General features: G+C 56.2%; 8 protein-coding genes, 1 tRNA gene and 3 rRNA genes. 7 read left to right on the top strand and 5 right to left on the bottom strand.

Features of this window, described 5'->3' with window-relative positions; genetic code table 11:
• Positions 1-110: 110 nt before the first annotated feature.
• Positions 111-593 carry a hypothetical protein gene (locus HFX_RS08880; RefSeq protein WP_004056491.1) on the bottom strand — a complete coding sequence of 161 codons (483 nt, stop codon included), beginning with the start codon at positions 591-593 and terminating at the stop codon, positions 111-113.
• A 1,502-nt stretch (positions 594-2,095) separates the two neighbouring features.
• Here HFX_RS08880 and HFX_RS08885 point away from each other — a divergent pair.
• Entirely contained in the window at positions 2,096-3,298 is a 1,203-nt protein-coding gene (locus HFX_RS08885) for a Cdc6/Cdc18 family protein (protein WP_004056489.1), read from the top strand.
• Between the two features lie 193 nt (positions 3,299-3,491).
• On the opposite strand, the gene HFX_RS08890 is transcribed toward HFX_RS08885, so the two are convergent.
• Both HFX_RS08890 and HFX_RS08895 read right to left on the bottom strand, forming a co-directional pair.
• Complete coding sequence (locus tag HFX_RS08890; RefSeq protein WP_445236886.1) at positions 3,492-4,331, bottom strand: helix-turn-helix transcriptional regulator; 840 nt, start codon at positions 4,329-4,331, stop codon at positions 3,492-3,494.
• 39 nt (positions 4,332-4,370) lie between these two features.
• A complete protein-coding gene (locus HFX_RS08895) occupies positions 4,371-4,931 on the bottom strand; it encodes a TATA-box-binding protein (RefSeq protein WP_004056487.1) in 561 nt (186 codons plus the stop codon).
• Between the two features lie 676 nt (positions 4,932-5,607).
• On the opposite strand from HFX_RS08895, the gene HFX_RS08900 reads away from it, so the two are divergent.
• From HFX_RS08900 to HFX_RS08920, 5 genes are all read left to right on the top strand, one after another.
• Positions 5,608-7,080: ribosomal RNA gene (locus HFX_RS08900) — 16S ribosomal RNA — on the top strand.
• Positions 7,081-7,177: 97 nt separating this feature from the next.
• A tRNA-Ala gene (locus HFX_RS08905) sits at positions 7,178-7,249 on the top strand.
• 216 nt (positions 7,250-7,465) lie between these two features.
• Positions 7,466-10,379: ribosomal RNA gene (locus tag HFX_RS08910) — 23S ribosomal RNA — on the top strand.
• Between the two features lie 117 nt (positions 10,380-10,496).
• Positions 10,497-10,618: ribosomal RNA gene (gene rrf, locus HFX_RS08915) — 5S ribosomal RNA — on the top strand.
• Together the 16S, 23S and 5S rRNA genes with 1 tRNA gene alongside form the textbook arrangement of a ribosomal RNA operon.
• Before the next feature lie 380 nt (positions 10,619-10,998).
• Entirely contained in the window at positions 10,999-12,216 is a 1,218-nt protein-coding gene (locus tag HFX_RS08920) for an autotransporter outer membrane beta-barrel domain-containing protein (RefSeq protein ID WP_004060431.1), read from the top strand.
• A gap of 117 nt (positions 12,217-12,333) precedes the next feature.
• Here HFX_RS08920 and HFX_RS08925 read toward each other — a convergent pair whose 3' ends face one another.
• Both HFX_RS08925 and HFX_RS08930 read right to left on the bottom strand, forming a co-directional pair.
• Positions 12,334-12,747: a hypothetical protein gene (locus tag HFX_RS08925; RefSeq protein WP_004060430.1), complete on the bottom strand. Its 414-nt coding sequence runs from the start codon at positions 12,745-12,747 to the stop codon at positions 12,334-12,336.
• A gap of 37 nt (positions 12,748-12,784) precedes the next feature.
• A complete protein-coding gene (locus HFX_RS08930) occupies positions 12,785-13,123 on the bottom strand; it encodes a hypothetical protein (protein ID WP_004060429.1) in 339 nt (112 codons plus the stop codon).
• Positions 13,124-13,504: 381 nt separating this feature from the next.
• Between HFX_RS08930 and HFX_RS08935 the strand changes: the two genes are divergently transcribed.
• Positions 13,505-14,695, top strand: a complete 1,191-nt coding sequence (locus HFX_RS08935) for a redox-regulated ATPase YchF (RefSeq protein ID WP_004060428.1) — start codon at positions 13,505-13,507, stop codon at positions 14,693-14,695.
• The last annotated feature ends 51 nt before the right edge of the window (positions 14,696-14,746 follow it).

Here is a 14,746-nt window from a genome sequence, read left to right on the forward strand (position 1 = left end):
GACAGTAAACCAGAAGCATCGAGGGAAGAGACAGTGTATGACAGCACAGAGTGTGCGGCAAAGTGCAGGGCGTGTCTGACAGAACGTAGAAAGTGCTGGGTTCGCTGGATTCACCGAGACGTACTCGACTGGGCGGGAGCCATTTGGTCGAAGACAGATCGGAGGCTGTCGTCGATGGTGAGGAACTCGGGGAACTCTTCGAGCGTTCGGAGTCCATCGAGGTAGACGTACTCGACTGGTTCGGGGGGTATCTCTTCGAACACCTGTACGGGTCCGTGGTCGGTCAAACCGATGAACGGGCGACCATCACGGTCCGTCTGGGGTGTCAGTTTGTGTTCGAGATAGAGCGTTGCCATGGCGAGCGCGCTCGCCAATGGCACTTGTCCGGGCGTCAGTTGCCACGTGACATCTCGGGATTCGTACTGGACAGTCGTGACGTACCCGTCGTCGAAGCGAAAGCAGTCGACGATTTCTCCGGGGCGAGACCACCGCGTCTCTACCTGGCGTGACCACTCGAGAGACCACTCTTCCTGCCCGTCTCCTATCGGTATTGCCTTGCGAAGACGCACCCACACACGACCGAGTGCATGCATGAATAACCGGTTCGTTCTCCGGGGTAATTGCATTGACGCCAACTGAACGACACAGTCTGTCTCACTGGAGAGTCACGATTGCACGGTAGTCGGTTACACACCTCGTTTCCGGTGAATTGTTGGGGGAAGGCCTGTCCAGTGTTAGAGATGAGTCGGCAGAACTGCAGTCGCTTTTCGTCGCACTCTATCGAGAACGAACTGAACCTGCTTGTGGTGCTTCTCGTGATGCGTCACGTGATGCTTTCTTCGACACCTCGCTTCCGGTGAATCGAGAGAATGACAGAGACAGGCAGAGACACCACGTTTCCGGTGAATTGGAACAAAAGTTGTATGTAGAATATTCGGTGATGGCGGGGAGGAGATACTGTGTTGACACGATAACTCACACGATAGCCCTAGTTGAATACGTACAGTTGTGAGGGGGAACGTTGTAGCGCTGACAGACACCGGGTTTCCGGTGAAACGGAGAGAAAGGGAAGGGAGTGGTCGTTGCGGATTACCGTGTGAGCGAGGATACAGACACACCGGGTTTCCGGTGAACGGGTAATGGGTACCAGACGGTCCGAGAGTATCGAGAAGTCGGGTTCAAAGGATATACTAGACGTTACCCGAGTGAACCGGACGGCCGAATCGGTCCACTTATAACCCGCACACCAGGTTTCCGGTGAAACATCGTTTTGTAGGCGGTTTAACCCGTGAAAACAGGGGTCGACCGAATACAGGAGAACACACCGGATTTCCGGTGGAATGTCAGCGGTTCTTGCAGTTTTTGAGACCGTATTTGTTCTGTTTGTGCTGTGCATCGGTTCTGTCGTTCAGGCCCTATTTTCGCTGTGTATAGAAACCATTAAATAGTTCATTTGTGTTACCGACCATTGATACACTCGTATACAAGAAACTACTCGATACTCGAGTAGTGTTCGAGTCGAATTTGTCGTTTGTTATTAGCTGGAACGGCTACTTCTCGACCCGGTTATAGCGTCCAAGTAACTCCAAGTGATGCCAAGTGCCACCAAGCAGTATTGGGTAGTTCCGAGTGGTACCGAGTGGTGCTAACCGATGCCAAGCAACGCCAAGCGACGTTATCCAATTCGAATCGGCTCTAAGGAACCAGCATGGGTTAACTGGAGAATTACCGCGTAGTGGACCGCGAGCATTCCCTTCGACGCGGTGTCCGTCCGTCCCTAAACTGCGTCCAACGCCGTCTCTCACAGGGCCATTTCTCATCTCCACTTCTCCCATCTTGTGACTTGGCGGAGTCGACGCTAGAAGATATTTTCCGACCTTCTAGCACCGCGTTGCTTGCTAGTACGGCCGTACACGACTCTTGTAGTTTGCTCATAGCGTCAGTGAGGGTCCCCCACACCGTGTTTCCGGTGAACTAATACCTTCGTTTCGTGTGGACGGGTAACGGAGGTTCGTGGGTGTTCACCGGAAATGTGGTGTGTGTGTGCTGCATCGAATGGTAAGTCCTTTCACCGGAAACGTGGTGTGTTGCGAACATGCCTAACGCCAGCGACGACCTCTTCACCCGAGAGGACCCTATCTTCGCCAACAAGGAGTTGTTGGAGATTAACCATCTCCCGGGTGAGGGTCGCATCGTCGGTCGCGACGACGAAATTTCGAGCCTCGCGACGGCGGTGAATCCAGCTATCTTCGGACAGAGCCCGAGTAACGTTCTCATCTACGGGAAGACGGGAACCGGAAAGTCGCTCTGTGCCAAGTACGTCTCACAGCGCCTCGTCGATACGGCCGAAGAGGAAGGCGTGAAAGCGACGTTCGCATACGTCGATTGCGCACAGGATACCACCGAAACACAGGCGGTCCAGACGATTGCCGACAGCGTCAACGACACTGCCATTACAGGCATCAAAGTTCCAGATAAGGGACTTTCGACCTCGACGTACTACAAGCGACTTTGGCGTATCCTCGATTCACTCTACGACGTTGTTCTCATCATCCTTGACGAGATTGACAAGTTGAGCGACGACGACATTCTCATGCAACTATCGCGGGCTGGCGAGGCCGGAAAAATCGCTGGCTGTAAACTCGGCGTCATCGGCATCAGTAACAAGATTCAGTACAAAGACCGAATGGACGAGCGCGTAAAGTCCAGTCTCTGCGAACGTGAGTTCGTCTTCCCGCCGTACGACGCAAATCAGCTCCGGGACATCATGGATGCACGGAGCGACGCCTTCCGTGATGATGTCTTGGACCCGTCGACGATTCCCCGTGCTGCTGCACTCGCTGCTCGCGAACACGGTGACGCGCGAAAGGCAATCGACATTCTGCGTTACGCGGGCGAAATCGCACAGTCGATGGGAGCGAGTACAGTCAAAGAGAATTTCGTCACGCAAGCGCGCCAGCGCGCAGAGACTGACCGATTCCGTGAACTCATCCGTGGGTCGACGCCACACTCCCGGTACGTGCTTCAGGCTCTCGCTATTCTTTCATTGTCCAACCAGCAACAAGACGGTTTCCGGACGAGTCGTGTGTACGAAGTCTACGAGAACATCTGTCGACAACAAGGCTCAGATAGCCTGTCACTTCGACGGGTCCGAGATCTCCTAAAAGAACACGCATTCCTCGATATCATCGAGCAGTCCAAACACAGCGGTGGCAGCGCTGAAGGAAGTTACACGAAACACCAACTTCTGGAAGACCCGGATGTAGTAAAAGACGTCCTCACAGAAAACACGGACTAGGGGCAGGGGCTTCGACCGGGTGTCGAGGGCCGAATTGTATACGGGGGACACTGCACCGCTGCACCTGTTGTTCTGCAGGACGTCAACTTATAATTTGTTGCGGTATTTTGTGACTGTAATAATCACGTGTGACCGACCCAGTCACTACTTTGGAACTACTATAGCCCCCACACTGAGCAGGTCGGGTGGAATGTTACTCCATCATGCCTGTCGATTGTACTTCGTCGATGGGAGTGGACGCGAAGTGGATTGACTCGTATAACTCTTCGACCCATGAGATGACTTCGGGTTCGTCGCCGTCGACGAGCGCGACCATATTGTTGTGTTCGTCGTACGCTGCGACGACGCCGTGACCGTCGACGAGGAGGAGACCGAACTCCAAGTCTTCATCGGTGATTCGAAGTTCGAACTGGTCGAGGTCCCGTGCACGTTCGAACGCCTCGGGATACGCGGTCCTTGACCGTTCGAGGACGCTTTGATCGACAATAAGCTCCATTTGCGTGTGCTCGCCCAACACTGCCTCTGCGGATTCATTGAATACTCGACTCACGATGGGCGCCACACCACGAAATTGGTCGACTGGTTCGTCCCCGAGTACAGTGAGATATCGGTTGAGTGGTGCGTGCGGGTCGTTACTCACGGCGGTCGTGATGTTCATCTGGTCGAGGACGCTCGAAGGGATGTCGTCGGATGCGGAACCCGCGTTCGTCAGGAATTCACGCATTCGCTCTGCCCGCTCGACGGTCGTACGAAGCTCCTGGTATCGGTCGTAGACCATCTCTCCACCGGGGGTAAGTCGGTACAAGCCGTCTGCTTTCTCGACCCATCCCCGGTCACAAAACCCTGCAAGTGTTCGTTGTGCTGTCTCTCGAGCACAGTCACAGATGTTTGCGAGGTCCGTTGGACGACGTGGTTCTACCGCTAGTGTTCGTAAAATCGCTTCTCGGCTCTCGGATCCAACGAGAAATGCCACGTCCTCCCGCGTGTTCATATACGGTCGTTCGACTGTTCGACATTTCACGTTTGCGGGCATCCACACACGCGATAGAAGAAACAGAAATTCTGAGAGCGTCTATCCGAGAAGCCCGAGTGCGTCGATACGCTCGACGATTTCCTCGACAGCGGTTTCTGCGTCGTCGGTACGCTTGCCACCGGTGATGACGATTTTACCGGAGCCGAACAGGAGAATAACGACCTTTGGCTCGTCCATCCGGTAGACGAGACCGGGGAACTGTTCAGGCTCGTACTCAACGTCCTCGAGGCCGAGTCCGATTGCGAGTGCGTTCAGGTTCAGATTGTGTCCTAAGTCGGCGCTGGAGACGATATTCTGGACCGTGATCTCCGGTTCGTCGTCGACGGGGATCTGTAGCTCACGAAGTTTGTCGAAAATTATCTCGAGTGCGTCGTGCACGTCGTCGATGCTCTTTGCGCCCGTGCACACGATCTTTCCGGAACGGAAGATGAGCGCTGCAGCCTTCGGGTCCTGTGTGCGATAGACGAGACCTGGGAAGTTATCGGGGTTGAAATCCGCACCGGGGAGGTCGTCCGCGAGGGCTTCGAGGTCGAGCTCTTGACCGATCCCGGTCGATGCGACTACGTTTTGAATCTCGATGGAGTCTGCCGGCCCACTCATTGCTCGCACGTGAATCATACCTCTGTCCTTATAAAGCGACCCGTTATAAACGGACTTCAACCGAGCCTACTGTTCTATCTACATGCGTGCGCGAAACTAATACATTGATTTCGTACGGCTATGTATTGATGTCACGCAAAATCGAGCGTGAAGTTATGACATTACTCGTGTCTATTTTTATCATGGAGCTACTAAATCAACGGCCTTTTATGTAACCGTGGCATTGGAAGTAATGTGAAGAAGCGCACGGGGGCACTCCCCCCGAAGGCTTCGTCCGAACGCCCTTCCGACCCAACGGTCGTCTGGCGCCCACCGGGATGACACACCTTCCCGGGGCTGCCAACGATACGACGGCCTTAAGTGGTCCAAGGCATTTCGGAATAATGCGAACGACACACCGCGATTGCGGGGCGATTCAACGCGTCCCGCCTCACCGGATGCGACCGAACTCGGTTCGATGGGTTTAAACCCATCAATCGCCTCGGTTCAAATCCGAAGGACATGAGGATTCCGCCCCTGCGGTACGCCGCAAGACGGTATCTGATGTTAGCCCTAGTAGTTCGGTGACATCCGAACGGATGTCATTCGAACTCGGACCTTTGAACGGTGATTTGACAGCAATACGCTGCCATTCACCCGCCAACACCCCGCGACCAGGTTTAAATGGTCGCGACCCATTCCGGTTGATCCTGCCGGAGGTCATTGCTATTGGGGTCCGATTTAGCCATGCTAGTTGCACGAGTTCACACTCGTGGCGAAAAGCTCAGTAACACGTGGCCAAACTACCCTACAGAGAACGATAACCTCGGGAAACTGAGGCTAATAGTTCATACGGGAGTCATGCTTGAATGCCGACTCCCCGAAACGCTCCGGCGCTGTAGGATGTGGCTGCGGCCGATTAGGTAGACGGTGGGGTAACGGCCCACCGTGCCAATAATCGGTACGGGTTGTGAGAGCAAGAACCCGGAGACGGAATCTGAGACAAGATTCCGGGCCCTACGGGGCGCAGCAGGCGCGAAACCTTTACACTGCACGCAAGTGCGATAAGGGGACCCCAAGTGCGAGGGCATATAGTCCTCGCTTTTCTCGACTGTAAGGCGGTCGAGGAATAAGAGCTGGGCAAGACCGGTGCCAGCCGCCGCGGTAATACCGGCAGCTCAAGTGATGACCGATATTATTGGGCCTAAAGCGTCCGTAGCCGGCCATGAAGGTTCATCGGGAAATCCGCCAGCTCAACTGGCGGGCGTCCGGTGAAAACCACATGGCTTGGGACCGGAAGGCTCGAGGGGTACGTCTGGGGTAGGAGTGAAATCCTGTAATCCTGGACGGACCACCGATGGCGAAAGCACCTCGAGAAGACGGATCCGACGGTGAGGGACGAAAGCTAGGGTCTCGAACCGGATTAGATACCCGGGTAGTCCTAGCTGTAAACGATGCTCGCTAGGTGTGGCACAGGCTACGAGCCTGTGCTGTGCCGTAGGGAAGCCGTGAAGCGAGCCGCCTGGGAAGTACGTCCGCAAGGATGAAACTTAAAGGAATTGGCGGGGGAGCACTACAACCGGAGGAGCCTGCGGTTTAATTGGACTCAACGCCGGACATCTCACCAGCTCCGACTACAGTAATGACGGTCAGGTTGATGACCTTACCACGACGCTGTAGAGAGGAGGTGCATGGCCGCCGTCAGCTCGTACCGTGAGGCGTCCTGTTAAGTCAGGCAACGAGCGAGACCCGCACTTCTAATTGCCAGCAACAGTTTCGACTGGTTGGGTACATTAGAAGGACTGCCGCTGCTAAAGCGGAGGAAGGAACGGGCAACGGTAGGTCAGTATGCCCCGAATGAGCTGGGCTACACGCGGGCTACAATGGTCAAGACAATGGGTTGCTATCTCGAAAGAGAACGCTAATCTCCTAAACTTGATCGTAGTTCGGATTGAGGACTGAAACTCGTCCTCATGAAGCTGGATTCGGTAGTAATCGCATTTCACAAGAGTGCGGTGAATACGTCCCTGCTCCTTGCACACACCGCCCGTCAAAGCACCCGAGTGAGGTCCGGATGAGGCCACCACACGGTGGTCGAATCTGGGCTTCGCAAGGGGGCTTAAGTCGTAACAAGGTAGCCGTAGGGGAATCTGCGGCTGGATCACCTCCTAACGACCGAGACCACCCCGACGGGGTGGCTCAACGCTGATTTCCGAGTTCACACAATGACACCCGTTCGGACACCTTAGAACTACTAGGGCTAACACGGGCCCATAGCTCAGTGGTAGAGTGCCTCCTTTGCAAGGAGGATGCCCAGGGTTCGAATCCCTGTGGGTCCATAGTAAGCAGTACTCCACTCCCGAACAATCGTGCCCCTTAAGTGGGGCAAGACAGTTCGGAAGAATGGATACTGACGACAGATGCACCATCCCGCGCAAGCGTGGTTGGGAAGGGTCGAAAACACGCCTCGGCTATCTCCGAGGGTGTTTGATGAAACCGTGTGTACGTGCAATCCAGGCGTCCACTGGACCCGTTCTCCGGGTCACAGTGACTATATCAACTGGCTACTGTGCCAGCTGGTGGATAGCTCGGCTCGAGAGCCGATGACGGACGTGCCAAGCTGCGATAAGCCTCAGGGACCCGCATGGAGGGAAAGAACTGAGGATCTCCGAATGGGAATCCCCACAGCAATTGCCTAGCGCAATGGGGAACGTTCCGAATTGAAACATCTTAGTAGGAACAGGAAAAGAAAGCAATCCGCGATGTCGTTAGTAACGGCGAGTGAACGCGATACAGTCCAAACCGAAGCCTTCGGGCAATGTGGTGTACGGACTACCCATAACGGACCTGGAATTCACACGAAGTCTCCTGGAACGGAGCGTGATACAGGGTGAAAACCCCGTAGTGTGAAGGAAAGATCCCGGGGTTGTTCCAGAATAGCGGGGGTTGGATATCCCTCGTGAATTACGCAGGCATCAACTGCGAAGACTAAACACTCCTCGAGACCGATAGCGAACAAGTAGCGTGAGCGAACGCTGAAAAGCACCCCGAAAAGGGCGGTGCAATAGGGCTTGAAATCAGTTGGCGATAGAGCGATATAGCATACAAGGTCGTCTGACGAATGACCTAGAAGCGATTCTACAGTAAGACTCAGACGAAGCCGATGTTATATCGTACGTTTTGAAAAACGAACCATGGAGTGCATCTGACTGGCGAGTCTAAGGGGAGAACCCCCGGAGGCATAGGGAAACCGATACGGCCGCAGTCTTTGACCAGGGCCACCGTCTTCAAGGGCGGGGAGCCAACCGGATGCGACCCGAAACCAAGTGATCTACGCCGGAGCAGGGCGAAGCGTGGCGAAAGCTGCGTGGAGGCCCGTTAGAGTTGGTGTCCTACAATACCCTCTCGTGACTCTGGTGTAGGGGTGAAAGGCCCATCGAACTTGGCAACAGCTGGTTCCAACCGAAACATGTCGAAGCATGACCTCTGATGAGATAGTCCGTGAGGTAGAGCGACCGATTGGGAATCCGGCCTCCGAGAGGAGTTCGCTTCCCTGTCAAACTCCAAACTTACGGACATCGTAGACTCAGGGAGTCCGGTGTGCGGGGTAAGCTTGTGCACCGTGAGGGAGACAACCCAGAGCCAGGTTAAGGACCCAAAGTGTGGATTAAGTGTGATCGAAGATTGTCTCGAGCCCTAAACAGCCGGGAGGTGAGCTTAGAAGCAGCTACCCTCTAAGAATAGCGTAACAGCTTACCGGCCGAGGTTCGAGGCGTCGAAAATGATCGGGACTCAAATCCACCTCCGAGACCTGGCGGCGTGCTATTTAGCACGATTCCGTAGGTTGGCATACTGCATGGACGGAAGTACGGGAGAGATCTCGTATGGACCGTGCAGCAACGAAAATCATGGTCTCAGTAGCAGCGAGAGTCGGGTGTGAACCCCGACGACCTTACGCGCAAGGGTTCCTCGGCACTGTCAATCAGCCGAGGGTTAGTCGATCCTAAGTCTATCCGTAATTCGAAATAGATGAAAGGGAAACTGGTTAATATTCCAGTACCTTCTTGCAATAAACGTCGACGCTTTAGGAAACACCGAGCGGGGCCTTCGCCCCGTCGAATCACCGAACTTCGTGGAAGCCGTAATGGCACGAAGCGAAAGAATGGTGAGATAGGGAAACTCGGCGGTACCTAGAGCCCGTGAAAAGACAAGCAAGAAGCTCGTACCGAGATCCGACACAGGTGCGCTGGCAGAGTAAGCCAAGGTCTGTCGGGATCAACCGACGTTAGGGAATTCGGCAAGTTAGTCCCGTAAGTTCGCGATAAGGGATACCTGCTCTTGATAGAGCAGGTCGCAGTGACTCGGACGCTCCGACTGTCTAGTAACAACATAGGTGACCGCAAATCCGCAAGGACTCGTACGGTCACTGAATCCTGCCCAGTGCGGGTATCTGAACACCCATTACAATGGGACGAAGGACCCGTCAACGGCGGGGGTAACTATGACCCTCTTAAGGTAGCGTAGTACCTTGCCGCTTCAGTAGCGGCTTGCATGAATGGATCAACGAGAGCGTCACTGTCCCAACGTTGGGCCCGGTGAACAGTACGTTCCAGTGCGGAGTCTGGAGACCCCCAAGGGGAAGCGAAGACCCTATAGAGCTTTACTGCAGGCTGTCGCTGAGACGTGGTCGCTAATGTGCAGCATAGGTAGGAGCCGTTACACAGGTACCCGCGCCAGCGGGCCACCGAGGCAGCATTGAAATACTACCCGTTAGTGACTGCGACTCTCACTCCTGGCGGAGGACACCGGTAGCCGGGCAGTTTGACTGGGGCGGTACGCGCTCGAAAAGATATCGAGCGCGCCCAAAGATTTCCTCACGCGAGTCGGGAACTCGTGGAAGAGCGCAAGAGCAAACGGAAGTCTGACAGTGACATTCCCAACGAGTGTCGCTGACGCGAAAGCGTGGTCTAGCGAACCTACGAGGTTCATTCATGGGACCCGTAGATGACAGAAAAGCTACCTTAGGGATAACAGAGTCGTCACCCGCAAGAGCACATATCGACCGGGTGGCTTGCTACCTCGATGTCGGTTCCCTCCATCCTGCCTGTGCAGAAGCAGGCAAGGGTGAGGTTGTTCGCCTATTAAAGGAGGTCGTGAGCTGGGTTTAGACCGTCGTGAGACAGGTCGGCTGCTATCTATTGGGGGTGCTAAGGAACTTGACGTGAACGTTCGTATAGTACGAGAGGAACTACGAATGGGTGCCACTGGTGTACCGGTTGTCCGAGAGGGCAGTTGCCGGGCAGCTACGCACCGCAGGGTAAGAGCTGAAAGCATCTAAGCTCGAAACCTACACGGAAAAGAAGTTCCACTGAGGTCACTCGTAGAAGACGAGTTCGATAGACTCGGGGTGTACGTGTCGAGGCAACGAGACATTAAGCCCGCGAGCACTAACAGACCAAGCCACATTCATACGCACTGAACCCGTGAGAACGGGTCCAGGCGCAAACTGGATTGCACGAACACACGATATATACGGCCCGTCCGATACTGGTGTATTGACAATGGTTCGATTCCATTGATCGGCATTACGGCGGCCAGAGCGGTGAGGTTCCACCCGTACCCATCCCGAACACGGAAGTTAAGCTCGCCTGCGTTCTGGTCAGTACTGGAGTGAGCGATCCTCTGGGAAATCCAGTTCGCCGCCCCTACTCATATAGCCCACTGGACACTGTCCAGTGGGCTTTTTTCATTTATAGCGAGCAGTCAGACTGCTCGCACATACTACTCACCCCCCAGCTGCAGCACTCGGGTGAACACGCAGCGGCCCCTCGTCGAGTGACAACGATAGGGGTCTCTAGACTGGATTGCACGTCGAGACAACGTTGCTACCGGAACTCCGAAGAGGAGGGCAACCACGATTCGGCAGAGGAACTCGTGGACTAGCTCCCGCAGCCGAATTCCCCGATAAAATCGGGGAAATCGACAGGCGGAAGCCCGATTCAGAATCCGTTGAATGGCATGAAATTCAGCGAAAACCGGGGTTACGATTACCCCCTTTTACCGTATCAGGGTCGGAAGTGGAGGTTGCATGCGCGGCAGCAAACACATCACCGCAGTCATGGTCGTTGCGATGCTGACCGTCGCGATGGTCCCCGGGACCGTCGGTGCAGCGAGCACCGATGCCCTTCAGGTTGGCGTCACGCAGGACGCCGAGACGGGCAACGCGACGGTGACTGTGACACGGAATAGTTCGGCCGTCGAGAACGCGACGGTCCTCGTGGAATCGAGCGGAAACTACACCGGTAACGGGACGTACGAGACGGATGCAAACGGTACCGTCGAACTTCCCAACCCGAGCGAGCACGTGAACGCGACGTTCACTGTTACTGAGGGGAACAACACGACGACCGAATCTGTTGACCTCATCCCGCTCGACGAGTCGCTCGACATCACCGTCGAGGCAGACGATGCCAACGACACGATAACCGCAACCGTCACGCAGTACGGTGAAGCAGTCGAAGGTGCGTCGGTTCAGGTCAACGGCACCAGCTACGACAACGGCACCTACGAGACGGACGCAAACGGCACCGTCAGTGTCGCCGAGCCGACGACCACGACGAATCTCACGTTCGTCGCCACCGACGGGAACCTCACGGCTGAGTCGACTATCTCCGTCGAGGCAGACGACCTCGGCGTTTCCGTCGCACAGGACAGTAACGCGTCGGTCACAATCACCGTGACCGAAGACGGCGAACCCGTCGAGAACGCGTCGGTCACCGTCAGCGGGAACTACACGGACGCGGGTGAGTACGAGACGGATGCAAACGGTACCGTCGACCTCTCCGCACCGCTGCAAACCGTTACGGTCGACGTAACCGCGGAACACAACGACCAGACCGCAGAGACGACCGTCACCCTGGAGGGTGAGGTCGCCGAAGACGACCCATTCGGACAACTCGTCAGCAGCTTTGTCGAGCGTCTCAAAGACAGTGGCTTCGATGGCCCGATGGGTCAGGCAGTCTCCGACTTCGTGACCGAGAACAACCCGGGTAACGCGGACGACAAGCGCCCGGACCACGCCGGCCCGAAGAACAAGACTGACGACACGTCTGCGGGTGACGATGCGCCGGGCAAGTCGGACAACGCCGACAAGCGCGGCCCGCCGGAGCATGCGAACAGCGACAAGAAAGATGCGGAAACCGAGTCGACCGAGGAAGAATCTGATTCCGATGACTCGGATGAAGAGACCGCAGAAGAAGACGACAAGCGCGGCCCGCCGGAAGACGCTGGTCCGAAGAACAAGTAAAGCGTCGAACGGAGGCCGACTTCAGTAACGAACATCCACCGGACGAGTACCGCGGGTCAGAGGCACCCCACTCGCACGCCCCCGCCCGTCGCTGTCAGAGGTCGGCGGTCGGGACTCTCACTCGTCCGGTTCTATTCTCTCAGTATTCACGTCAGCGAGCACACTTGCTTGTGACGGCGTAACGTCGAACCGCCGGACAGCAAGGCGTGCGCCTGCGACCACGAGGTCGGTATCGACGCGCGCCGGAACGCCACTCGGATACCACGCCGAGTCATCGGTCGCTCGCACTGCCGAACGAAGCGAGTCACGGAGACGGCGGTGTGCGAACAGGGTTGAAATGAACGTGAGCGACGCTGCAAGGGCAACGCCCCCGCCGTCAAACGAAGCGTCACTCGTCTCTCTGCGTGCCGTTTCGAGCGCACCGGCGACCGCAAACGACTGTCTCGCGTGGTCGTCGTCGGTGAGCGCGCGGGAGAGAGCGGTGTTTTGTATCTCTCGAATCGCCGCTTCGGTAGTTGGTTCGGTAGTCATCGAGGTATGCTGTTTTCAAACGAGCGTTGCAAACCGGTCACGCATCGTCGAACGACGGAACACGCAGGCTATGGTCGACGACGGTCTTGTCGGGCTGAAGCGAGACCGTCCCGAGAAACACCGTCTCGCCCTCGGGTGCGTTCGTCGCGATAGTCCGGAGGGCAGCCTGCTGGTCGAGGTGTTCCCACGTGACGCGCTCGACGAGTTGTTGAAACGCATCGGGGTCGGTCCACCCCGAGTTGATGTCTGACGGGACGTTGACGACGAACCGAAGCTCAGTTTCGGTGACGTGGATACCGACGCCGAACGTGTCTGCATCCGCTTTTGTGCCCGCTTCTGATGTGCCATCCGTGCCCGTCTCGTCCCGGTCGGTCATTAGCGGGTGTCGGTGGTGTGAGGACAAAGATGCACCGGAGGACAAAGAGGCACTAGTGGACATAGAGGCACCGAATGCTATTACACTCGGAGTCTCCGGATTCGTATTTTGCATTCTTGGTCTCCGGATTCGTATCTTGTATTCTTGGTCCCCGGGTTCGTCTGCTTCATTCGGGACCTTCGTACTCGTTTGTTGTACCCAAAGTCCCCTACTCGCATAGGCGTCGGAATGTGCTATTTGGAAGTATGTCTTCGGTGGTCGGACCCCGGGAGTCGAATCCACGGAACCCGCCTCTACGACTGCGACAGCGTGGCATTTACACGCATACGCGGACGAACGTCGAACCGTTATTAGCGTTCGAGATACCAGTCCGACCAACGAATGAGTTACAAGATTGGTCTCGTCGGAAAACCATCCGTCGGGAAGTCAAGTTTCTTCAATGCGGCGACGATGAACGACGTGCCTGAAGGCGCGTACCCCTTTACCACCATTGACCCATCTATCGGGGAGGCATACGTCCGCGTCGAGTGTGCGGCCCCCGAATTCGACGAATCGTGTACACCATCGGTCGGCTACTGTTCCCACGGGATGCGTTACGTCCCGGTCAAACTCGTCGACGTTGCGGGGCTTATCCCCGGAGCGCACGAGGGGAAGGGCCTCGGAAACCAGTTCCTGACCGACCTCAACGAGGCGGACGTGCTCGTCCACGTCGTCGACTTCTCCGGCGAGACGGACATCGAGGGCGAAGCCACGGAAGGCCACGACCCCCGAGACGACATCGACTTCCTCGAAAACGAACTCGACATGTGGTATCTCGGCATCCTCGAGAAGGGTATCGACCGATACCGCTCTGGCTACCACGGCGAGGAAAAGGACATCGAAGTCGACCTCGCAGAGCAGATGTCTGCGTTCAAGACGAACAAAGACGAAATCAAGCAGGTCATCCTCTCTTTGGATATCGGACTCGACCCCGACGAGTGGGACGACGAGGACAAGGCTGAACTCGCCCGCGAGATTCGAAAGCGGACGAAGCCGATAATCATCGCGGCGAACAAGATGGACAAGCCGGTTTCGCAGGAGAACTTCGAGGAAATCACGACCGACGAGGACTACGAACACCTCACGTTCGTCCCGACCAGCGCGCACGCGGAGAAGGCACTGAAGAATGCGGACGAGGGCGGCGTCGTCGATTATCGCCCCGGCGACGACGACTTCGACATCGTCGGCGACGTGAGCGACGAACAGGAAGCAGGTCTCGAACAGATTCGCGAGTTCGTCACGGAATACGGCGGCACGGGCGTCCAGCAGTCCCTGGAGAACGCGCTCTTCGACGTAATGGGTGCCATTGCCATTTTCCCCGGCAGCGCAAACGGAAAGAGTGACTCACAGGGCGTCTTCCGCGATTGTTTTATCCTTCCCGAAGGGTCGACGACCGAGGACTTCGCGTACCACCTGCACTCGGACATTGGCGACGGTCTCCTCCACGGTATCGACTGCCACTCGAAGCGCCAAATCGGCTCGGACCACGAACTCACCCACCGCGACGTCGTCGAAATCGTCTCGACGAACTGACCGTCACGGACCGCAACCGCAACACGGTTATACGCGTGGATTCAGGTCCCG

The sequence above is a fragment of the Haloferax mediterranei ATCC 33500 genome (assembly GCF_000306765.2).
Lineage (GTDB): Archaea > Halobacteriota > Halobacteria > Halobacteriales > Haloferacaceae > Haloferax > Haloferax mediterranei.

Coding starts and splice junctions, on each gene's coding strand:
- HFX_RS08895 (WP_004056487.1), bottom strand. CDS start 4,931: ATGAGTGGGCCGGCAGACTCCATCGAGATTCAAAACGTAGTCGCATCG.
- HFX_RS08880 (WP_004056491.1), bottom strand. CDS start 593: ATGCATGCACTCGGTCGTGTGTGGGTGCGTCTTCGCAAGGCAATACCG.
- HFX_RS08930 (WP_004060429.1), bottom strand. CDS start 13,123: ATGACCGACCGGGACGAGACGGGCACGGATGGCACATCAGAAGCGGGC.
- HFX_RS08935 (WP_004060428.1), top strand. CDS start 13,505: ATGAGTTACAAGATTGGTCTCGTCGGAAAACCATCCGTCGGGAAGTCA.
- HFX_RS08885 (WP_004056489.1), top strand. CDS start 2,096: ATGCCTAACGCCAGCGACGACCTCTTCACCCGAGAGGACCCTATCTTC.
- HFX_RS08890 (WP_445236886.1), bottom strand. CDS start 4,331: ATGCCCGCAAACGTGAAATGTCGAACAGTCGAACGACCGTATATGAAC.
- HFX_RS08925 (WP_004060430.1), bottom strand. CDS start 12,747: ATGACTACCGAACCAACTACCGAAGCGGCGATTCGAGAGATACAAAAC.
- HFX_RS08920 (WP_004060431.1), top strand. CDS start 10,999: ATGCGCGGCAGCAAACACATCACCGCAGTCATGGTCGTTGCGATGCTG.